The sequence below is a fragment of the Nocardia wallacei genome (genome assembly GCF_029868745.1).
Lineage (GTDB): Bacteria > Actinomycetota > Actinomycetes > Mycobacteriales > Mycobacteriaceae > Nocardia > Nocardia wallacei_B.
Genome location: NZ_JARWOP010000208.1, coordinates 29,000 through 53,128 on the forward strand (window position 1 = coordinate 29,000; position 24,129 = coordinate 53,128).

9 protein-coding genes are annotated in these 24,129 nt (G+C 70.0%); all 9 read left to right on the forward strand.

All coding sequences use genetic code 11. The features are described 5' to 3' along the window. The first annotated feature begins 405 nt into the window (after positions 1-405). Entirely contained in the window at positions 406-10,095 is a 9,690-nt protein-coding gene (locus QH470_RS17605) for a type I polyketide synthase (RefSeq protein ID WP_280273462.1), read from the forward strand. Then, entirely contained in the window at positions 10,082-15,310 is a 5,229-nt protein-coding gene (locus QH470_RS17610; protein WP_280273463.1) for a type I polyketide synthase, read from the forward strand. Before QH470_RS17605 ends, QH470_RS17610 begins: the two co-directional genes overlap by 14 nt. Further along, complete coding sequence (locus QH470_RS17615; protein WP_280273464.1) at positions 15,311-16,522, forward strand: cytochrome P450; 1,212 nt, start codon at positions 15,311-15,313, stop codon at positions 16,520-16,522. Then, complete coding sequence (locus tag QH470_RS17620) at positions 16,515-18,026, forward strand: FAD-binding protein (protein WP_280273465.1); 1,512 nt, start codon at positions 16,515-16,517, stop codon at positions 18,024-18,026. The genes QH470_RS17615 and QH470_RS17620 overlap by 8 nt, the downstream gene beginning before the upstream one ends. Positions 18,027-18,043: 17 nt before the next feature. Then, positions 18,044-18,958, forward strand: coding sequence for an SDR family NAD(P)-dependent oxidoreductase (locus QH470_RS17625; protein WP_280273466.1), 915 nt, complete (start codon positions 18,044-18,046; stop codon positions 18,956-18,958). Between the two features lie 16 nt (positions 18,959-18,974). After that, a complete protein-coding gene (locus QH470_RS17630; protein WP_280273467.1) occupies positions 18,975-19,769 on the forward strand; it encodes a thioesterase II family protein in 795 nt (264 codons plus the stop codon). Further along, positions 19,759-21,933, forward strand: coding sequence for an MMPL family transporter (locus QH470_RS17635; RefSeq protein WP_280273468.1), 2,175 nt, complete (start codon positions 19,759-19,761; stop codon positions 21,931-21,933). Before QH470_RS17630 ends, QH470_RS17635 begins: the two co-directional genes overlap by 11 nt. Before the next feature lie 37 nt (positions 21,934-21,970). Beyond that, a complete protein-coding gene (locus tag QH470_RS17640) occupies positions 21,971-22,480 on the forward strand; it encodes a DUF2505 domain-containing protein (RefSeq protein WP_280273469.1) in 510 nt (169 codons plus the stop codon). Between the two features lie 661 nt (positions 22,481-23,141). Next, positions 23,142-24,129 (forward strand): IS481 family transposase (locus tag QH470_RS17645; protein ID WP_280273470.1); only part of this gene is annotated, 988 nt, incomplete at its 3' end.

Consider the following 24,129-nt stretch of genomic DNA (forward strand, 5'->3'; position numbering starts at 1 on the left):
AATTGCACTCGCTAAGAAGCGGATGCCCAGTATGTTTTCTTGCGTCGGTTCCACTCGCGCGTGCTCCGTCATGATCGGTGATGCGAAGCGAGAAGCGTGGTCGTACACTTGCTGTCGGAGCGGAACATGATGGAGGAATTGTTCCGAAATGGACGTCGTGGGGCGACGGAGGGGGCGGTTACAGTGCGAAATTCGATGCGACCCGTGCTGTCGTAAATTTATCCGGAAGAGCGTGCGAGACCTATTGCGGCGGTAGCCGAATTCGATCTCTCATCGCCTCCGTCCAGTAGATCGCAACAACGATGTTCGATCCCTATTTTTCTGTGTAGAGATTCAGGTCATACGCACATAGCTCGCTGGCAATGCTTTGTCGCCGTGACCAGGAAAGCGCGATAGGGGCGTTCGATGCCGAGCGATTATGTACCGACCACGACCACTCTGGTGGACACCATCCGGCACCGTGCCGACCGCACTCCCGACCGGCTGGCTATGCGCTTCGTGCGGCCTACCGCCGAAGACAGATTCGCCACTGAAGACCTCACCTACCAGCAGATCGACACGATCGCCCGCGCCGTCGCCGTGACGCTTGCCGCGGACTGCGCGGCTGGTGACCGCGTATTGCTGCTGTGCCCGCCGGGACTGGAGTACACGATGTACTTCTACGGTTGCCTCTACGCCGGACTCGTCCCGGTGCCCGCCTATCCGCCGGCGTCCAATCGGCATCTCTCGCGAGTCGAGACGATCGCCCGTTCCGCGCGGGCGAGCACGGTGCTGACCGCCGAGGGTGCGAACCGATTCGATCTGGCAAATATTCGCGGTAACGAAATACCCATATTGTCCGGGGCTACGTGGATCGAGGCGAGCAGGTCGGCTTTTGCGAATGCTCCGGACTCGTGGCGCCCACCGGATATCGATGGTGACACCACTGCGCTGCTGCAATACACCTCAGGGTCGACCTCTGCACCCAAAGGCGTCATTGTCAGCCACGCCAATCTGCTGAACAACGCGCGTCTCGCGGCCGGTGCTTTCGAAGTGACCGAGGAAACTGTCGGCGCCGGTTGGCTGCCGCCGTATCATGACATGGGCCTGCTCGGGGGATTGGTGTCGCCGATATACTCCGGAATCCCGGTGGTAGTGATCTCGCCGATGACTTTTATCCGCGATCCGCTGTACTGGCTGGAAGTCATTTCCCACGAACGCGCGACTTCCAGTGCAGGGCCGAACTTCGCGTATCAGATGTGCGTCGACCGCGCGGATCCGCAGCGGCTCGCCGAACTGGATCTGTCGTCGTGGAAGTACGCGTTGAACGGCTCCGAGCCTGTCCGCGCCGAAGTCCTCGACCGGTTTGCCGAAACTTTCCGGGACTGTGGGTTCCGCCGCTCTTCCTTCTACCCCTGCTATGGCCTCGCCGAGGCCACGCTGCTGGTCTCCGGTGCCCGATCCGCCCCCGATCCGGTAATCACGGAGGTCTCCGGCGACCAACTGGAACAGGGCTACATCGACACCGAGGGCGGCGGCAGGCGACTGCGGCTGGTCGGCTGCGGCCGGGTCGCCGAGGACACCGAGGTGGTGATCGTCGATCCTGCCGGCAACGCCGTGCTGCCCGAGGGTCGTGTCGGCGAGGTCTGGATTCGCGGGATAAGCGTCGCCGCTGGATATTTCGAGAACGAGACGGCGACTGCGGAAACCTTCGGCCGCTACACCGACACCGGCGCGGGCCCCTATCTGAGTCCGGGCGATCTCGGCTGCCTGGTCGACGGTGAATTGTTCATCGTCGGCCGCACCAAGGAAGCCATGAATTTCCGCGGCCGCAATGTGTATCCCCAGGATGTCGAGGCGGCGTCGGTACGCAGCCATCGGGGGCTGGCCGGCGCCCGCTGCGTGGTCTTCTCGGTCGACGTGGACGGCGCCGACGAATTGGTTGTGGTGCAACAGAAGCCGCGCCGGGCGAGCAAGGAGCTCCCCGACGCCGAGATCGTCAAGAGGATCCGGCGAGCGGTCTCCGAGGAGTTCCAGCTGTCCGCCTACGACGTGCTGCTGGTGCCGGCCCGCGCCATCCCGGTCACGTCCAGCGGCAAGCTCCAGCGCACGGAATGCCGGGTGCGCTACCTCGCCGGCGAGTACGGGGGCCGGCCCGCCACCGCCGAACCGGCACCCCATACCGAGCCGGAACCCGCTACCGCTCGGGCGATCACCGCCGACATCGCCCTCGGCCGCCGGGAGATCGAAGTCCTCTTGGTCGACCTGATCTGCCGGCACTCCGGGCTGGAGCCCGACGACATCGACCGACAGGAGCAATTCGCGAGCTACGGGTTGAGTTCCATCCAAGCCGTGCGGATCGCGGCCGACCTGTCGGAGACGCTGGGCGTCGACATCCCACCCACGCTGGCATGGGAGTACCCGAGTATCGACGCGGCGGCCGCGGCGTTGGCGCAGGCCGCGCCGGACGCCTCCGTCGCCGTCGAGCGTCCCGCCGCCGCCCCAGGCGAGCCGATCGCCGTCGTGGGCATCGGCTGCCGGTTCCCCGGCGCGGTCACCGGTCCCGACGAGTTCTGGGATCTGTTGGTGGCGGGGCGATCCGGCATCGAGACCGTGCCGGCCGACCGCTGGAGTGCCGACGAGTTCTACGACGCCGACCCGGATGCGCCCGGTCGCACGTACTCCCGGCACGGTGGGTTCCTGTCCGACGTGCGGGGATTCGACGCCGCGGTCTTCGGCATCTCGGCGCGCGAAGCGATCAGCATGGACCCGCAGCACAGATTGATGCTCGAGGTGGCGTGGGAGGCGCTCGAGCACGCGGGAATTGCGCCGGACTCGCTGCGCGGCTCGGCTACCGGAGTATTCGTGGGAATGTCCGGCGGCGACTACGAACGCCTCGCCGCGGCCGCACACGGCACCGCGGCCATCGACGCATATGTCGCCACCGGAAACGCCGGCAACTTCGGCGCCAACCGGCTGTCGTACGCGCTCGGGCTGGAGGGCCCGAGCTTGGTGGTGGATACCGCGTGTTCGTCCTCGCTGGTGGCCATCCACTTGGCCGCGCAGAGCCTGCGAACCGGCGAATCCACCCTGGCGCTCGTGGGCGGGGTGAATCTGCTGCTGTCCCCGGAGGTTACGGTCGCCTTGTCCAAAGGACGGATGCTCTCGGCAGCGGGGCAGTGCCGGACGTTCGACGCCGCCGCGGACGGTTATGTGCGCGGTGAGGGCTGCGGTGTCGTCGTGCTGCGGCGGCTGTCCGACGCGGTGGCCGCCGGGGACCGCATCCTCGGGGTCGTGCACGGGTCGGCCGTCAATCAGGACGGCCGCAGTTCCGGGTTGACCGCGCCCAGCGCGACCGCGCAACAGGCCGTGGTCCGGCAGGCCCTCGCGGCGGCGGGGATCCCACCGGAGCAGGTGGGCTACGTGGAGGCGCACGGCACCGGCACCCCGCTGGGCGACCCGATCGAGGTGCGCGCACTGGCCGCCGTGCTGGCCCCGGGACGTCCCGCCGGAACTCCGGTGCGGCTCGGGTCTGTCAAGACCAATATCGGCCACCTGGAGGCGGCCGCGGGTATCGCGGGTTTCATCAAAGCCGTGTTGACGGTGTCGCGAGGAATGATCCCGCCGCACTTGAACATTCGGGAACTGACTCCGCACATCGCCTGGGACCGGGTGCCTTTCGAGATACCGCGTTCGGTGACTGCGTGGGGTGGTGGTCCCCGGATCGCGGGTGTGTCGTCGTTCGGATTCGGTGGCACCAACGCGCACGTGGTCCTCGGTGGGCCATCCGCCGCCGTCGCTTCCGGGCAGGAGCCCGAACCGGTCGATGACGGTGCTGCTCCGGTCGTGGTGAAGGTGTCCGGCGCGGACACCGACGCAGTCGCTGCCGCGGCCGATCGGCTGGCGGAGTTCGTGGCTGCCGACCCGCGTCTACGACCGCACGATATAGCCTGGGCGGCCAATGTCGGCCGGGCGAATCAACCCTATCGGGCGAGCGTGGTCGCGGAGTCCCGTGCCGAACTTCATACAGGACTGCGAGAACTGGCGGCCGACAAAGGGGTCCATCAGCGTCGCCGAATCGGCGCGGCCCCGCGCGTCGCCTTCCTCGCACCCGGCCACGGCTCCCGGATCGCGGGCGCACTGGCCGGCGTCTACGGCACTGTCCCGGTCGTCACCGAGGTGATCGATGAACTCGGATCCGTCACGCAGCTCCCGCTGTCGGTGCTGGTCGACGGCGGGCCGCAGGCGGAGACGGAGCTGCTGCGCACGGAAGTGGCGCAACCGGCGCTGTACGCGCTGGCGGTGGCGCTGGGCGCTTGGTGGCGTTCGGTGGGCGTGGAGCCCGCGGTGATCACCGGGCACAGTGTCGGCGCCTACGCGGCCGCCGCACTGGCCGGGGTCTTCTCCATCGCCGACGGCGCCGAACTCATTCGGGTCCGCGCGCACGCGATGGGCCGGCTCGAGGTCGACGCCGCCATGGCCTCGATCGGCTGTGGCGCGGCCGAACTGGAAGCGCTGCCGCAACTGCGGTCCGGCGAGGTCACCGTCGCGGTGTTGAACAGCGCCTCCGACACCGTCGTCGCCGGGCCCGCCGAACTGGTGGACGCCCTGATCGCCATCATGACCGAACGCGGCGTCAAAGCCAAACGGCTGCCGGTGACGCAAGCCTTTCATTCCCCCGCTGTCGAACCCGTACTCGGCCCCCTGCGCGACGCCTTCGCGAGAGCCGAATTGACGCCTCCCACAATCGAGTTCGTCTCCGACACGACCGGCGTCGTCGTCACTGGGGAACTCGCCGACCCCGAATACTGGGTGACACACACCCGTCGGCCGGTCCGCTTCGGCGACGCCGTCACCGCCCTGCTGGACCGCGGCGTCGGCGCAGTGGTGGAACTGGGCCCGGGTGCGCTGCTGCCCCTGGTGATGAACCACCCGGACGCCGCGGACACCCTCTGCGTGGCCTCGGTGACGACCGCACGGCCCGCCCGCGCTCTCGCCGAGGCGCTCGCCCGCATCTGGCAGCGCGGCAGCGACATCGACTGGGCCGCAACGCAAGCTCGGCCACCACAGACGCCCGAGCTGCCGACCTACCCGTTCCAGCACACCCCGTATTGGATCACCGACGAACCCCCGCGCTCGCTGCCCGGCCCACGCCGACCGGCTGCGTCGCTCACGGTGCCCCTGACCGCCACGGAGGCAACGGGTTCCAGCGCCGTCTCCCGGACGGTGGAGGAGGAGGTCGAGGCATTACAGCGAGAACTGGCACGGCTGCTCGAACTACCCGCGGCCGATCGCATCGATCCCGACACCGGATTGTTCGAGCTGGGACTGACGTCGGCGATGGCGGTCGAGCTGATCACGAGCCTCCGTGAGACGCACACGATCCCGCTCCCGCCCACGGTCGTGTTCGAGCATCCGACGATCACCCGGCTCGCCGAGTACCTCAGTCGCGGCGGTGCCGAGCAGGTCACCACCTCCCGCCGCGTCGCCGAGACCGCCGAGCCGATCGCCATCGTCGGCATGGCCTGCCGCTTCCCCGGCGGCGCCGACGACCTCGGCAGCTTCTGGGATCTGCTGGTCACCGGGCGCGACGGCACCGGACCGGTGCCTGCGGGCCGCGAGTCGCTGGTCATCGACGAATTGCGCGGCTTCCGTGGGGGTTTCCTCGACGGCCCGGTGGCCGAGTTCGACGCCGAGGCCTTCGGCATCGCGCCGCGTGAGGCACGGGCCATGGACCCGCAGCAACGGCTGCTGCTCGAGGTCGTGTGGGAAGCCCTCGACGACGCCGGGATTCCACGCGACAGCCTCGACGGCGCCGCCGGCTCGGTCCACATCGGTATGAACACCACCGACTACCTGCAACTGCTGGCCGCGGGCGGCACCTCGCCGCTGGACCCGTACTTCGCGACCGGCAACACCTTCAGCGTCGCCGCCGGGCGCGTGTCGTATCTGCTCGGCCTGCGCGGCCCCAGCGTGGCCGTCGACACCGCGTGCTCGTCGTCGCTGGTGGCCACCGACCACGCGCTGCGCGACCTGCGGTCGGGAGTGTCGGACATCGCCCTGGTGGGCGGGGTCAACCTGATGATGTCCCCGGCGACCATCCTGAGCCTGTCGAGTATGGGGGCACTGGCCGCCGACGGCCGCTGCAAGACCTTCGACTCCACCGCCGACGGATACGGACGCGGCGAGGGCTGCGGCGTTCTGGTGCTCAAGCGCCTCTCCGACGCCCAGCGCGACGGCGACCGTGTCTGGGCGCTCATCCGCGGCTCGGCGGTGAACCAGGACGGCCGCAGCGCGGGCCTCACCGTCCCCAGCGGCACCGCGCAGGCGGCGGTCATCGCCGACGCATTGCGGGCGTCCGGTGTCGAGGCCCCATCGATGGGTTATGTCGAGGCACACGGCACCGGCACTCCACTCGGCGACCCTATCGAATTGTCCTCGCTGGTCAGCGTTCTGCGGCCGGATCCCGCGGCCACCGATCCGCTGGTCGTCGGTTCGGCCAAGACCAATGTCGGTCACCTCGAGGCCGCCGCGGGAATCTGCGGGCTGATCAAGGTCGCGCTGTCACTGCACCACCGCACCATCCCGCCGCACCTGCACTACGAGACGCCCAACCCGCGCATTCCATGGTCCGACACTCCGGTTGTGGTGCCGACCGCGGCTATCGAATGGCCTGACCACGGCGCGGGACTACTCGGCGGTGTCAGCTCGTTCGGGTTCAGCGGCACCAACGCGCACGTCATCCTGCAGGAGGCACCCAGGACACCGCCGACCGAGCCCGCCCCGGCGGCGGACGACCCTCGGCTGCTGACAGTCTCCGGCGCACACCCGCAGGCCGTGCGTGAGAACGCCGCCGCGCTGGCCACACTCGTCACCGCCGACGAGCGGCTGACCGTGCGCGACCTCGCAGGCACCCTCGCCCGGCACCGGACCCTGCAGCCCTACCGGCACAGCCTCGTCGCCGGGTCCCGTGCCGAGCTGACGGCGGCCCTGGAACGGCTCGCCACCGACGCGGCGACGCCGGTGCGGCGGGCCGCCGCCCGGACCCGAGCCGGCCTGGTCTTCGTGTACTCCGGTCAGGGCGGTCAGTGGGCCGGGCTGGGACGCGCGCTGCTGTCCGAACCGCTGCTGCGCGACTCGCTCGCCGAATGCGATCGGGTGGTGCGCGCGACCGCGGGCTGGTCGCTGCTCACGGAACTCCAACGCGCCGAAGGTGACTCGCGGCTGCCGGACACCCGATACGCGCAACCGGTGATCTGTGCGGTACAGATCGCACTGACCGACCTGTGGGCGCGCTGGGGGGTCCGCCCAGGCACGGTCATCGGGCACAGTGTCGGCGAGATCGCCGCCGCATACGCCGCCGGGACCCTGGCCCGGGACGACGCGCTGCGCTTGGCGGTCCGCCGTGGCGCGGCGATGGCGGATGCGCGGGGCCGGGGCGCGATGGCGGCGCTCGGCCTGCCCGAGTCCCGGATACGGCAACTGGTCGACGGATACCGCGCAGTGCACGGCGACGGGGACGGACTCTGCCTGGCCGCGCTCAACGGGCCCGCGGCTGTCGTGGTCGCCGGCGCGCGGGAAGCCGTTGCCGCCATGGTCGAGTCCGCCCGCGCCGAGGGTGCCCGGACCCGAGTGATTCAGCAGGACTACGCCTTCCACAGCCCGCAGGTCGAGGCCGCGCGCACGGTGGTCGCCGAGTACTTGGCGCATGTCGACCTGCGGCCGCCATCGATCCGGTTCGTGTCCACCGTGACCGGTGCGCTCGTCGCCGACGAGCTGACCGACCCCGCCTACTGGGCCGACGCCGTGGTGCGTCCGGTCCTGTTCGGGTCCGCGGTGCGCTGTGCGGCCGAGTCGGGGGCGCACAGCATGGTCGAAATCGGGCCCGACCTCACCCTCGCCGGTGCGGGCGGGCAGACCCTCTGCGAGACACCGCTGCCGTACCTGCCGTCCATGGTCCGCGACCGACCCGTGCTCGACACCGTGCTGGCCGCGGCTGGCCGGCTCGTGGACGAGGGCTTCGGGGTGTCGCTCGCGGCCCTTCATCCCGATCACACGTACCGGCGCGTGGAACTGCCCAACTATCGCTGGCAGCGCCAGGAACACTGGCTGCCCGGCAGGGCGCAGCGGCCCACGCCCGCGCCGGAGACAGCAGTCAGTGACCTCTACGACATCGATTGGCGGACAAATGAACCGGCTGCCGAAACGGCCTCGCCCGTAGGTCACTGGGTCGTCGTCGCCGACGACTCCGAACTCGCGGGAGAACTGACCGCCCGGCTACGCTCCCGCGGCGGCAACGCCGTAACCGTATCCCCGGAATTCGCCCGCACAGCCGACTCCGACAGCTGGCACGAGCTACTCGCCACACTCGCCCCAACCAACGAAAACATCGACAGCACAACGAATTCCGGCGAAACAAGTGCAAACGGGGTCGGCGGCATGCGGGGGAGCGCGGACATCGGCGTCGTGCACCTCGCGGCGACCGAGGCCGTCGCGGCGAACGACGACCGAGACGCCGAAACCCACGACCCGGACCGGGTGGCCGCCCAGATCGACACCGCGGCGGGGACGCTGCTCGGCGTAGTGCAGGCGTGGATCGCCGCGGGCCGGGGCGGGCGGGTGTATACCGTGACCCGAGGTGCCGTGCCGGTCGGCAGGCAGCGGGTGATGCTCGCGCAGGCGCCCCTGTGGGGGCTCGGCCGGGTGGTCGGACTCGAGCATCCCAGTCTCTGGGGCGGCGCCATCGATCTGGATCCGGCCGCGACCGATGCCGGGTGGGACGCCGACGCCATCATCACACGGATCACGGCCGCCGACGACGAGGACCAGATCGCGTTCCGTGCGCAGCGGCGGTTGGTGCCGCGACTGCGCACTGTCGCCGACATCCGGTCGGCTACAGCCGTTCTCGACCCCGACGCGGCCTACCTGATCACCGGCGGCCGCGGGTCGCTCGGGCTGCGCCTGGCGGCGTGGCTGGCCCGCCGCGGCGCCCGGCACCTGATCCTGCTCGGCCGCACCCGGCTCGACCGGGCGCCTCAGGCAACACAGGAAGCCGTTGCCGCACTGCGCTCCTCGGGCGTGGCCGTATACACGCCCGATGTCGACGTGGCAGACCATACCGGCATGATCGAGCTGTTCGAGAAGACGACGGCCGCCTGGCCGGAGATCCGCGGCGTGATCCACGCCGCCGGTGCGCTCGACGCCGCGTCCGTCGCGGACATGTCGATGGCACAGTTCACCCGGGTGCTGCGGGGCAAGGTCGGTGGCGGCCTGGTGCTGGATTCGCTGCCGACGCTGGCCCGGGTCGAGTTCTTCGTGCTGTTCTCCTCGGCCGCGGCCGTCTGGGGTTCGGCACTTGCCGGACATTACTGCGCGGCCAACCACTTCCTGGACATGCTCGCCTGGGACCGCCGGTCTCGGGGCCTACCGGCGCTGTCGGTGGATTGGGGCTGGTGGCAGGACAGCGCGATGGCGGCCGGCCACGGCGACTACTTCGCCTCGATGGGCATGGCCGAACTGCCGGCCGAGACCGCGCTGGCCGTGCTCGACGCGACTATGCACACCGACCGCGCACAGGTGGTGGCGGCCCCGGTGGACTGGCGGCGATTCGTGCCGGTGATGGAGGCCAAACGTCGTCGCCCGATGCTCGCCGACCTGGCGCGGACAGCCGAGCCGATCGATGGCGCCGCCGCCGAGCATTTCCTCGGCCGGCTGCGCGCGCTGCCCGCGGCGGGGCGCGAGCGAGTCGTGCAGGACGCCGTGCAAAGGGAGGTGGCAGTGGTGCTGGGCCGGTCGGCGCAATCGCGCTTGGATCCGCGCCAGGGCTTCTTCGAGTCCGGGCTGGACTCGATCACCTCCGTCGAACTGAAAGGCCGACTCGGCACCCTGGTGGGACAACCGATTCCGGTCACGACAATTTTCGAACACTCGACGGTCGCCGACCTGAGCGCGCACCTGTTGGCCGTGCTCGACCTGACCGGCACCGAAAAGCCCGCCGCAACAAGCGGAGCCTCACCGTCGGACGCCGAGACGGACCTGCTCGAGCTCACTGAGATCGAACTGCTCCAGCTGCTCGACCAGGAACTGAACACCGGGAGGATCGATGACAAGCACTGATGAACACAGGGACACCGGAGTGCCGGACCGCGAGGCCATCCTGCGCCGCGCGCTGCTCGAGGTGCGCACCGCCCGTGACGAGGCGGCCAGGATGCGCAACACGCTGAACGAACCGATCGCGGTGATCGGCGTCGGATGCCGGTTCCCGGGCGGTGTGTCCGGTATCGAGGACTACTGGAACCTGCTGGTGTACGGGCGTTCCGGGATCATCGACACGCCGCGCGACCGGTGGGACGTGGACGCGTTCTACGACGCCGACCCCGACGTCCCCGGCCGCACCTACTCCCGGCACGGCGGATTTCTGTCCGACGTCCGCGGATTCGACGCCGCGATCTTCGGGATCTCGCCCCGCGAGGCGATCAGCATCGACCCGCAGCACCGGCTGGTGCTCGAAGTCGCTTGGGAGGCACTGGAACACGCCGCGATCGCGCCGGATTCGCTGCGCGGCAGCGCGACCGGTGTATTCGTCGGCATGGGCGGCGGCGACTACGAACGGCTGGGCGCGGCGGCGCACGGCGTGGAGTCCATCGATGCCTACGTGGCCACCGGCAACGCCGCCAACTTCGGCGCCAACCGGCTGTCGTACGTGCTGGGACTCGAGGGACCAAGCCTCGTTGTCGACACGGCGTGCTCGTCGTCGCTGGTGGCGTTGCATCTGGCGGCGCAGAGCCTGCGGGCCGGGGAATGCGACCTGGCGCTGGCCGGCGGAGTGAACCTGCTGTTGTCTCCAGAGGTGACAGTCGCGCTGTCCAAGGGACGCATGCTGTCGCCGAGCGGACAGTGCCGCACCTTCGACGCCGACGCCGACGGGTACGTGCGCGGCGAGGGCTGCGGTGTGGTGGTGCTGCGCACGCTCTCCGCGGCCCTGGCCGCGGGCGACGACGTGCTGTGCGTCATTCGGGGGAGCGCCGTCAACCAGGACGGGCACACCTCCGGGCTGACCGTCCCCCGGGGTGCGGCGCAGCGGGCGGTCGTCCGCCGGGCCCTCGCAGCCGCGCGCGTGGCGCCCGAGGAGATCGGTTATGTGGAGACGCACGGAACCGGCACACCGCTGGGCGACCCTATCGAAGTCCGCGCGCTGGCAGCCGAATTGGGCGCACAGCGCGGGGTGGACCGGCCGCTGCGGCTCGGCTCGGTGAAGACCAACATCGGGCATCTCGAAGCGGCCGCGGGCATCGCCGGGTTCATCAAGGCCGCGCTGGTGGTCGCGCGCGGCACCATTCCGCCGCACCTGAATCTGCGCGCACCGAACCCGCACGTACCGTGGGACGAACTGCCCGTGACGATTCCGCGCACGGCCACCGACTGGGGTGTCGGGCCCCGCGTCGCCGGTGTCTCGTCGTTCGGCTTCGGCGGCACCAACGCGCACGTGATCGTCGCGTCCGCGCCGGAACAAGCCCTTCCGGACGCCGCGGTCGGGCCCGAGACAGCGGTCGTCAAGGTTTCGGCCGCGAGCGCGCAGGCACTGACCGACGCCGCACGCCGGCTCGCCGACCACACCGCCGCGCAACCCGAGCGCACGGTCGCGGCGATCGCCTGGACGGCCGCTGTGGGACGGGCAGACCTGAACCATCGCGCCGCCGTGGTCGCCGAAACCGGCGACGAACTGATCGCCGGGCTGCGCCAGGTGGCCTCCGGCACGGGACTGCGTGGCCGCCGCGCACCCGGCGCGCTGCCGCGCGTCGCCATGATCGCGCCCGGACACGGCACCCGCATCGCCGGCAGCTTGGCCGGCATCTACGGTGTGCAGCCGGTGGTGACCGAGGTGATCGACACGCTGGGAACGCCTGCGCAACTGCCGCTTTCGGTGCTGGTCGAGACCGGCCCGAACGCCGAGGCGGCACTGCTGCGGACCGAGGTCGCGCAACCGGCGCTGTACGCCCTGGCGGTGGCGCTGGGGCAGTGGTGGCGCTCGGTGGGTGTAGAACCCGATGTCGTCACCGGCCACAGCGTCGGTGCCTACGCCGCCGCCGCGCTGGCCGGAGTCTTCTCCGTCGCCGACGGTGCCGCGCTGATCGATGCCCGCGGCCGCGCCATGAGCGAACTCGCCGCCGACGGGGCGATGGCCGCGGTGCGCTGCCCGCTGGCGGAGCTGGAAGCGCTGCCACAGGTGCGTTCCGGCGCGGTGGCCGTAGCGGTGCACAACAGCGCCACCGACTCAGTGCTTTCCGGCCCCGCCGACGAGGTGGCAGCGGTCGTCGCCGACCTGGGCGCGCGGCAGGTGCGCGCCACACTGCTGCCGGTCACCCAGGCCTTCCATTCACCCCTGGTCGACCCCATGCTCGACGAACTGCGCAAGGCTTTCGTCGGCGTCGAATTGTCGCCCCCCACACTGGATTTCATCTCCGACAGCACCGGACTCCTCGAGACCGACCGGCTCACCGACGCGGAATACTGGGTGGCGCACACTCGCAACCCGGTCCGATTCGACGCCGCGGTGGCGGCGCTGGCGGCACACGGTGCCGCGACGGTGATCGAACTGGGCCCGGGCGGGCTGCTACCACTGGTACTCCACCACCCCGAGGTCGGTGACGTACGGTGCGTGGCGTCCACGGCGGTCGAGCGGCCGGACCGCGCACTGGCCGAGGCCGTGGCCCAGGTGTGGGCCGGCGGCTCGGACATCCGCTGGCGCGCAACCCAACCGCGTCCGGCGCGGCGAGCGCAGCTGCCGACCTACCCGTTCCGCCGCACGCCGTACTGGATCCCAGAGGCGAACGGCCCACGGCCCGTCGCCCCGATCGCGGCCGCACCGCCGGGTGACGGCGCACTCATCCCGTTGATCATGCGGACGGCGACGGGTGGCGCGATCAGCCAGACCCGCATCTCCGCCGCGAGCATTCCGTTCCTGGACGAGCACGTGGTGCACGACATCCGGGTGGTGCCCGGCGTCGTCATGGTGGAACTCGCCCTGCGCACCGCCGAATCCGCCGCCGAGCGGGCGCTGCTGGCCGAGGGCGTGTCCATCGTCCACCCGCTGGTCGCCGCGGACGACGTGGAACTCGAGGTGCAGGTGCTCGTCACGGTCACCGACGACACCGCCTACATCGCCGAGATCTTCAGCCGCGCAACCGAAGCCACGGCGTGGACCAGGCACGCCACCATCACTTTCGCGCTCCGGGAGATCCGCGATTCTGAGCCGTACACGGCGGCCGAGGTCTTTCTCGAGCAGCCGCGTGTCGTCAACGGTGCGGAGTTCTACGACGAGATCTGGCATCCGCGCTTCGTGCTGGGCCGGAGCTTCCGGCTGGTGGAGCACGCCCAGATCGGCGCGGGCGCCGCACTGGCCGCGATCGGACGTCCCGCCGCGGACGCGGGCAGCGAAACCGCCGGAGTACGCACCGAACTGGTCGTCTTCGACGCCTGCGTGCAACTCGTGGCCGCCGCCTGGGCGCACGAGCACGGCACCGACGCCGAGCGCCCGGTGCTGCTGGGCACCGGATTCGAGCGCATGCGCGTCTTCCGCGACACCGTCGACGACCGGCTCACCTGCACGGTGACCTTGACCGCCTCCGCACCCACCGGCGCGACCGGCGACCTCGAGATCTACGCCGCCGACGAACTCGCCGTCGCCTTCACCGGCGTGTCTTTCGCGCCGGTCACCGGGGCCATGCTGGAGCGGCTGGCGCACGCGGATCGTCTGTCGCAGCAGGGTTCCGGCCGGCTGGCCAAGGTCCCGGCGCCCGACTTCACGGCACTGCGCACCGCCGACCGCGTCGTCACCCACGAGACGGTGCTCGGCTATGTCGTCGCCATCCTCGCGGCGGTGCTCGGCTGCGAAACCGAGGACATCGACACCCTCGCCATGTTCAACGAACTGGTCGACTCGCTGATGATGGCCGAGCTCAAACAGAAGATCGAACGCGACCTCGAGGTCGCGGTGCCGCTCGAGGCGCTGTTCGACCATCCCACCCCGCGCCGCCTGAGCGACTGGCTGGTCAGCGAGATCGCCTCGGAGCAGGCGGAATCCGAGCGGGGCGAGGATGCGCCGAAACGCTCCACCATGGGCATCCGGATTCGGCGCAAGACGGTCGCGGAGATGACCGACCTGGCCGCGCTCGATCCCGACATCGCCACGGGCTCCGCTGCCGCAGGCGACCGGCCGGAGGTACTGCTCACCGGCGGAACGGGTTTCGTGGGCGCGTTCGTGCTGCGCGAGCTGCTCGACCGGCACGAGCGGGTGCACTGCCTGGTTCGCGCCGAGGACACCGAACACGCCCGCCGCCGCATTACCGAGAATCTGGCTTCCTACGGATTGGCCTGCGGCCCTGAAGATCTGGCCAACCTCACCCCCGTCGTCGCCGACCTCGCGAAGCCGTTCGCGGGCCTCGACTCCGACGACTACGACCGACTGAGCGAGCGTGTCGGCCAGATCGTGCATGCCGGGGCGCTGGTCAAATGGACCTACCCGTTCCGCGGCCTGGAGGCCGTGAACATCGGCGGGACAAGGGAAGTGCTGCGTCTGGCCACCTGGGGCGCCCCGATCCCGTTCCACTTCCTGTCCACGGTCGGCGTGTTCTCCTCCCGGGAATACCTGCGCGACAGCGTGGCCGAGGACGAGCCCTTGGACAACAGCGGCTCGCTCGTGGTCGGGTACGCCCAGACCAAATGGATCGCCGAACGGATGGTCCGCACCGCCGCCGACCGCGGCCTGCCCACCACCATCCACCGCATCAACACCGCCGGGCACAGCGTCACCGGCGCGTTCAACAAACTCGACCACCTGTCGATGATGGTGAAGGGTTGCATCGAGGCCGGCATCGCCCCGCTGCGCGCCGAGATGCCGATCCAGCCCGCGCCCGTCGACTACGTCGCCCGCGCTATCGCCGCCTGTACCACCACCGAACAACTACTCGGACAGACCTTTCACCTGGTCAGCCCGGAGCCGATGACCTGGCCCGAATTCTTCGACACCCTCGACGATTTCGGCTACGACCTGCAGCGCCTGCCGTTCGACCAGTGGCGCGAGCGGATCCTGCGGCGCGGCTCTAGCAGCATGGCGCTGCTGGGACTGATGCCGTTTCTCAGCGATTCGGTCGACCACGTGCGGCTGCCGCTGTCCGAGAGCGACCGGTCCGCCGCCGCCCTGTCCGTGGCGGGGATCGACTGCCCGCCCCTGAACGCCGACCAACTCCGTGTCTACCTCCGGCGATTCGTCGACTCCGGGTTCGTCCAACCACCCGGGGAAGCCCCCACCCTGCGTCGAAAGGCAGGATAAATGAGCACCCTCACCCTGGACCTCGCCGATCCCGAGTACCGCCTCAACCCCTGGCCGAAATACGAAAAGCTGCGCGAACGGCCGGTGCACTGCCTGCCCGAGGCCACCTGGGACGGCCGCGACCTCTACGTCTGTGCCCGCTACCCCGAGGTCAACGAGGCGCTGCGCAACAAGGAGCTGTACTCCTCGCAGATCTACCGCGAGGGCATGCTCAACGTCCCCATGCTGGTCAACCGCGACGCCCCCGAGCACACCCGGCTGCGCCGGATGGCGAACAAGGCCTTCAGCGCCAGACTCGTTCGCACACTGGGCGATTGGGTGCAGGACATCGTCGACGACCTGCTCGCCGACATCCTCACCCGCGACCGCGTGGAATTCGTGGAGGCCTTCACCACCGCGCTGCCGCTACGCGTCGTCGGCGGCATGCTGGGCATCCCGCTGGACCGCAAGGCCGAACTGCGCCGCTGGTCGCAGGGCGTGATGGACGGATTCGCCGTCGCCGCCGGCATGGACCCCGACCTCGCGCCCGGCTACTACGAAGACGTCCTGGAGTTCAGCAACTACATGGACGAACTCGCCCAGGACCGGATGGGCGCGCCGAACCAGGGCGACATCCTCGGCGAACTGGTCGCCCAGGAGGAAACCGGCGAGATGACCCGCGACGAACTGGTCACCATGGCCTGGTCGTTCATCGCGGCCGGCCACGAGACCACCATGAACCTGCTCGGCGGCGGCTTCAAGGCGGTGCTCGACGACCCCGACCTCGGCGACCGGCTCGCCGCGCAACCCGAGGACATCCGCGAGTTCATCGAGGAGTTCCTGCGGCTCTACAGCCCCACCCAGTGGCTGCTGCGCCGCGCCGCCCGCGACCTGCGGGTCGGCGAGGTTGACATCCCCGAGGGCGGCCTGATCCACGTCGTGATCGGCTCGGCCAACCGCGATGAGAGCCGTTTCCCCGACGCGACCCGCCTGGACTTGGACCGGTCCAACAAGCGCGACCACCTGGCTTTCGGTGCGGGACCGCACTTCTGCCCCGGCTCGTCGCTGTCGCGGCTGCTGGCCGAGCACGCCTTCCGCTCGCTGTTCGCGGTCCGGCACCGCTTCGCGCTCGACTCGCAGGACCCGCCGCGCCTGCGCACCCGGCAGGGCTCGTTCGGTTACGCCTACCTACCCGTGGCCGTCGAGCGGGAAGCCGCCGACGGCGTTGCGTAGGCGCGCGTTGCTGGCGGGCGGCTCGTTGCTGGGCACGTCCCTCGCGCTCGGTGCGGGGCGGGCCGCCGCCCGGCCCGCCGAGACCGCCGACACGGTGATAATCGGCTCCGGCTACGCGGGCTCGGTGGCCGCTCTCCGGCTCGCCGAGGCCGGGCATCGCAGCGTGGTCCTCGAGCGCGGCCGCCGCTGGCGCATCACCCCCGGCGGAGGTACCTTCGCGACCCCCGAGCGTCCCGACGGCCGCGCGGCCTGGCTACCGGATCCGCGCGGCGGGGCCGTGCTGTCGACCGGTGTGCTGGAAGCCTTTCCGGCGCAAGGCATCATCGGGCTCGCCGGTGCGGGTGTCGGCGGCGGGTCGCTGGTCAACAACACGGTCCTGGTCGCGCCCGGCGAGGCCGGATTCCGCCGCGCCCTGGGCGGAATCCTCGACTACCGGGAGATGACCGAGGTCTGGTATCCCCGGGCCCGGCGACTGCTCGGCCCCGCGCCCATCCCGCCGGACGTGTTCGACGCAGCGGCCTACTCCGACGCCCGCGACTTCGCCGACCTCGCCGCCCGCGCCGGCTACGACCCGGTCCGGCTCGACCTGGGCGTCGACTGGCCGACGGTGCGACGGGAGATCGCCGGTACCGCAGTGCCTTCCGCGATCGCCGGACATTCGATGTGGGGTGTGAACAGCGGAGCCAAACGCAGCGTCGACCGCACGATCCTGGCCGCCGCCGAGGCGACCGGACTGACCGAGGTGCGCGCGCTGTGCCCGGTCGACTCGATCCGCCTGGACGACAACGGATATCGCGTCGACTACACCGAGATCACCGAGACCGGCGCACCGGCCGCGCGGCGCACGCTCCGCGCTGACCGCGTCGTGCTGGCCGCCGGATCCCTCGGCACCACCGGACTGCTCGTGCGCGCCCGCGCCGAAGGGTGGCTGCCCGGGCTCAGTCCCGAGGTCGGCCGCCGGTGGGGCACCGGCGGCGACCACCTGGTCGCCCTCGGCGGCTTCCCGGCGCTCTCGGCGGGCCAGGGCGGTCCCGCGCACGTGGGCATCGTGGACGACAGCGGCGACGTGCCGGTGACGATGCTCGGCTTCCCGCTGGGCACGACACTCGGCGGCCAGGTGGCCGGAGGCGTTCTCGCCGTGTCGGATCCGCCCGCACTCGGTACGGTGCGATACGACGCCGGCGTCGTCGTCGAATGGCCCGCGCAACACCCCGCCCTCACCCGGATCGCGGAGGCGGTGCGGGTCACCGCGGACCGGTTCGCCCGGGCCCGCGGTGGCGCGAGCCTGGCCGTCAGCGGGGCGCCGACCACCTCGCACAGCCTCGGGGGAGTGGTATTCGGTTCCGCGACAACCGCTTCGGGCGAACTGCTCGGCTGCCCGAACCTGTTCGTCGTGGACTCGGCACTGCTGCCCGGGTCGTGCGGGGCGGTACCGCCCGCGTTGACGGTGACGGCGCTGGCCGACCGCTGTATCACCACTGTCATCGAACGTCTCGACCACTGAAACAGGAAGGCGGGAACATGTCCGACACGATCCTCATCACCGGGGCTTCGTCGGGTCTCGGATTGCTGGCGGCGCGCGAATTGGCGCGCCAGGGCCGCGATCTGGTGCTGGGCTGCCGCAACGAGGCCAAGGCCGCGCAGGCCGCCGACAGCATCCGCGCGGCCGCGCCGGACGTGCGGGTCGAGGTCGCGATCATGGACACCTCGTCGATCCGCTCGGTGCACGAGGCCGCGGCCCGCATCGCCGATTCGGCGGCCACCCCGCTGGCGGGCATCGTCTGCAACGCCGGCATCCAGATCGTGGACGGCGTGCAGAGCTCCGCCGACGGTTACGAGATGACCTTCGCCACCAACCATCTCGGCCACTTCCACCTGGTCGAGCAGTTGCGCGGCGCGCTCACCCCGCAGGCCCGCATCATCGCCGTGGCCAGCGAGGTGCACCAGGGCCCCGCCAAGTCCTTCGGCTTCCCCGCGCCCCGCTGGGACGATCCGGCGCGGCTGGCCGACCCGGCGGCGCAGCCGTCCGGGTCCGGCGGGCGCGGCGGCCGGATCCGTTACGCCACTTCGAAACTGGCCAACATCTACTACATCTACGAACTCGCCCGCCGCCTCGCCGGCAGCGGCGTGACCGCCAACGCGTTCGACCCGGGCCTGATGCCAGAGACCGGCCTGGCCCGCAACTACCCGTCCGTCGTGCGGCAGGGCTACCAGGTGCTGACGCCCTTGCTGACCAAGCTGCCGGGCGCGGCCACGGCCGCGCAATCGGCAACCGACCTGGCCTGGCTGGCGACCTCCCCGGACGTGGCCGGGGTGAGCGGCAAGTACTACTCGGGACGCCGCGAACACGCCAGCTCCCGCGAGTCCTACGACACCGGCCGCGCCGCCGAGCTGTGGCAGGTGTCCGAGCAGCTGGTACGCAAGGCACTCGACTAAGACACCCGGAGAGCGAATGAGACCGCGCACCGCGGCGACGACCGACAGGTCGCGCTGGTACTGGCGATTCGACGCCGCCGCCCGGGCGCGGCGGCGGGTGGTGTGCTTCCCGCACGCCGGTGGCTCGGCGGGGTACTACCGCGCCTGGGCCCACCACGTCGCCGCGGACACCGAGCTGCTGCTCGTGCAGTACCCGGGGCGGCAGGAACGCTTCCGCGAGCCGTGCGCGGGCCCGGCCGAACTCGGCCGGGCCGTCGCGGCCGAGTTGCGGGAGCGCCCGCCGCTGCCGACGGTGCTGTTCGGGCACAGCATGGGCGCGTCGGTCGCCTTCGAGACCGCGTGGGAGTCGCAGCGCTGTGACCGCGCGGTGCGGCTGCTGATCGTGTCTGCCGCGCAGACGCCGGCCCGGCGGCGCGCTTACGGCGTCGACGACCTCGACGACGCGCAGCTGCTGGCGCGGCTGAGCGGGCTGCCCGCACACGACCGGCAGCTGCTCGAATCCTCGCCCGCCGGAAAACTTTTCGTGTCGATCCTGCGCGCCGACCTGCGCGCGCTGGACGACTACCGGCCCGCCGAACCCCGGACCGTCGACGCCGGGATCGTCTGTTTCGCCGGTGCGGCGGACCCGGATTTCGGGGTGGCGGACGCCGACGGCTGGCAGGCGCACACCACCGCGACGGTGCGCACCCGGGAGTTCCCGGGCGGCCATTTCTACCTGTCGGAGCAGACCGCCGCCGTCGTGGGCGCGGTCGAGAACAGTCTGCGCGAGTCGGCCGGGGCGCCGGACGGAGGAGGACATCGTGGCGAATAACGGTGCGGGCGAGAGGAAGTCGCGAGCTCGGACGGTGCTCGCGGTGACGTTCGCGGTGCTGCTCGCCGCGCTAGCCGTCGAATTCCTGGTGCCCGACGCGCGGCTGGCGGGCGGGGCGTCGGATCCGTCCGCGGATTCCGCGCGCGTCGCCCGCGAGATCGAACAGATCGCGCCGCAGGCGGATCCGAACCTGTTCGTGCTCGTGTCGTCGCCCACGGGCATCACCGACGCCCGGGTCGCCGCGGCCGGGCGGGCGCTGACCGAGCGGCTCGGGCAGATCGACGGCGTCACCGGCGTCAACTCCGCGTGGTCGGTGCCCCTGGCCGCGCTGCGCTCGACCGACCAGAAGTCGGGGCTGGTGATCGCGCACATCGAGGGCGACGAGGGCGCGCAGGACCGCGTTCTCGCCGACCTGCGCTCGCGCCTGCCCGCCGCCGACGCCGATATCGACGTGCGCCTCGGCGGCCCGGTCGCGGTGCGGGCCGAGGTGCAGTCGACGATCAAGAGCGACCTGATCAAGGCCGAATTGATCGCTCTCCCTTTGATGTTCGTGGTGCTGCTGGTTGTGTTCGGCGGGCTCGCCGCGGCGCTGCTGCCGATCGCGGTGGGCGTGTTCTCCATCGTGTCCACGAACGCGCTGCTGAAGATCCTGAGCCAGGTCGCCGACGTGTCGGTGTTCTCACAGAACCTCACCACCGCGGTGGGCCTGGGCCTGGCCGTCGACTACGCCCTGCTCATGGTGCGGCGCTTCCGCGAGGAGTCGGCCGCGCACGGCGACGTCGCCGCCGCCACCCGGGCCACCGTCGCCTCCGCCGGTCGCACCGTATTGTTCTCCGGCGCAACGATTACCGCCGTGCTGGCCGTGCTGCTGATGTTCCCGATGTACTTCCTGCGCTCGTTCGCCTACGCCGGGATCATCGTCGTCGCCATCTCCATGCTGGCAGTCCTGGTGTGCCTGCCCGCGGCATTCGAACTACTCGGCGGCCGCCTCACCGCCCCGCGGAGCGCCCCGTCGCGCCCCGAGCGCGGGTACTGGGCGGCGTGGACCCGGTGGGTGCTGCGCCGACCGCGCCTGCTGACCCTCGCCACCACGGCGGTCCTGATCTGCCTCGCCCTGCCGTTCGGCGCGGTCGCCTACGGCACCGTCGACGACCGGCAGCTGCCGCCCGGCGCCGCCATCAGGACCACGCACGACATGCTGCGCACCGACTTCGAGGCCGGTGCGCTTCCCATCGCGAACCTGGTCGTGCCCGCGCACGCCGACCCCAGTGACATCGGTGCGCTAGCACAGGAATTGGAGCAGGTCGATGGGGTTGCTGCGGTGTCCCCGCCGCCGCTGCTCACCGACCCGCGCACGGCCGCGCTGCCGACACCGGCCACGCTGCTGGTGACCGTGAAGAAGGGCATCGAACCGACCTCCACCCGCGGGCAGGCTGTCGTGAGCGAGGTCCAGCGTCTCGCCCGCGACCACGGCGTTCTCGTCGGCGGCGAGATCGCGACCCTGCTGGACACCAAGGCGGCGATCGGTCGCGTCGCGCCGCTCGCGATAACGCTGGTCGTAATCGTCGCGCTGCTCGCGGTATTCCTGCTCACCGGCAGCGTCGTGCTGGCCGCGGTATCGGTGCTCGTCAACGGATTGAGTCTGACGGCCACGCTCGGAGCGATCGTCTGGATATTCCAGGACGGGCACCTGTCCGGTCTGCTGGGCTTCACGCCTACCGGCGCGATCGACACCACCCTGCCCATCCTGGTCGTCTGTATCGCTTTCGGACTGTCCATGGACTACGGCGTTTTCGTGTTGGCGCGGCTGACCGAGGAACGTCAGGCCGGAGTGCCGCACCGGGAGGCGATCGTCAACGCGATCCAGCGCACCGGTGGCATCATCACCTCCGCAGCCGTCATCCTGACTATCGTCCTCGCCGCGATCGGCACCTCGCAGGTAGCCGCGACGAAGATGATCGGCACCGGCGTCGCCCTCGCGGCCCTCGTCGACGCCAGCATCGTCCGGTTGGTGCTGGTACCGGCGAGCCTGGCGACGCTCGGCTCCATGACCTGGTGGTCACCTCGATTGCTGAACCGGTTGTCCGCCCGATTCTCCTCAGCCGAACGCGCGGCGCCGGCCCCGCCCGTGCCCGCACCGACCGCCAGAGATCTCGGCCGCTGAGCCGAAACCACTGCAGGACAACACCCAAGGGGAGCTCATGACCAAGACCTTCACCGACGAGTACGTCTTCTCCCTGGCGATCGCGCCAATCCATCAGGCGTTGTTCAGCAGGACGCACTGGGAACAGCGGCTGGCGGAGGTCGGCAAGCAGCGTTCCGTCATGACAGGGTTCACCCTCAGGCCGGGCGCAGCCACCGTAGCCGCGTCCACGGAGATCGCCAGCGCACTGTTGCCGCGTGGCGCCGCCCGCAGCGGTGACATCACCTTCGACTTCGAAGAAGAGTGGCACGACCTGGTCGGCGACGTCGCGCACGGGACGATGCGCGCAACGATCACCCTCGCGCGGATGCGTCTGGACGCGACCTTCCGGTTGCAGGCGCAGGGCGCGGAAGAGACCGTCATGTCCTTCGAGGGCACGGTGAAATCGAAACTTCCCGTCTTCGGCAAAGCGGTCGAAGAGGGAGTATGTGAGCAGATCACGGAAGGTTTCGCGAGCAACTGTGACTTCCTACAACAATGGGTCGTACAGCACGCTGGGCGGGCCTGACCGAGAAGCGCGCCAGCACAGCGCTGATTCCGCCGGTAATACCGCACCGCACCGACACCTCATAGTGTCCGGACGTGCGTCGCAGAATCTCCAGAGTGCGCTGGTTCGGTTACTCGCCTGAGTGTGGCGCACAACGACGGCCACGGCCGTGTCAGCCTCACCCGTGGGGAGGTCGTCGTCAACCTGCGGTACTCCACAGCCACCGGCCGCATCACCAAAGCCACCAGAACCTGGCCGAACGGCGAGGTCGACCACGCTCCCGCAGTCGGCAAACTCGGCACTGTCCTGCGCTGGCTCGAGAACGACCGCTGGCCCCCCGCACAAGCCGGAACTGCGCCGCGGACGGCACACGCCGTGTGCAGTGGCGGACGGCAGGGGTCGATGAAAGGCAAGAAGGACAACCTCTCGAGAAGGTTTCCTACACCTTCTGCAAACCTCTACATGGTGGACGTCCCGGGCAATCTTTGTCGTCGGTGCGGGGACTACATCATGCTGGAGGAATCATGTTCAGCTGGACCGGAATGTGTGCTCCCAACGTGGTCAAGTAGAAGCGCCTGTACTGACCATGGACGTTGGTGACGGCGTGGCGAGCTGACATGGCGAAGACCTCCGAGTGAAGTGCGAGCTGTCTAGGAACGCATTCACCAAATCGGAGGTCTTCGTGTCCCACCGTAATGCGCCGTTGTCGGAACTGGGCCGGTTGCGGCTCGCGCGGTGCGTCGTCGACGACGGCTGGCCGCTGCGACGAGCCGCGGAACGGTTCCAGGTCTCACCCACCACCGCCAAACGGTGGGCGGACCGATACCGTGCCATCGGCGCCGCCGGGATGGCCGACCGGTCCAGTCGGCCGCATCACAGCCCGAACCGCACACCCACACGCACCGAACGCCGCATTGTGAAAGTGCGGCTGCTGCGCCGCTGGGGACCAGCCCGCATCGCCTACCTGCTGGGATTGCATCCCTCGACCGTGCACCGCGTCCTGGCCCGCTACCGGCTCGCCCGGCTGCGGTGGCTCGACCGTGCCACCGCCCAGCCCGTCCGCCGCTACGAGCACCCCGCACCCGGCGACCTGGTGCACGTCGACATCAAGAAACTGGGCAACATCCCCGACGGCGGCGGCCACCGCACCGCCGGGCGCCGCATCGGCAAACGCAATCGCACCCGGACTCCAGGGAAAACGCTGCGACGCAACGGAAGCAGCCATGTCGGCACCAGTTATCTGCACAACGCCGTTGACGATCACTCCCGCTTGGCCTACAGCGAGATACTCACCGACGAACGCAAAGAAACCGCTGTCGCGTTCTGGCAACGGGCACGAAAGTTCTTCGACACCAACGGAATCACCGTCAAACGAGTGCTCACCGACAACGGTTCCTGCTACATCTCACAACTGTGGCGGACCGAGCTGACCACCACCGGCATCGCGCACAAACGGACTCGCCCCTACCGGCCACAAACCAACGGCAAGGTCGAACGATTCAACCGCACCCTGCTCGAGGAATGGGCATACGCCCGCCCCTACCGGTCCGAGACAGAGCGCCGCGCTGCGTTCACCGACTGGCTACACACCTACAATCACCACCGCGGCCACACCGCACTCGACGGACACCCACCAGCCAGCCGCATTCCCAACCTCTCAGGTCAGTACA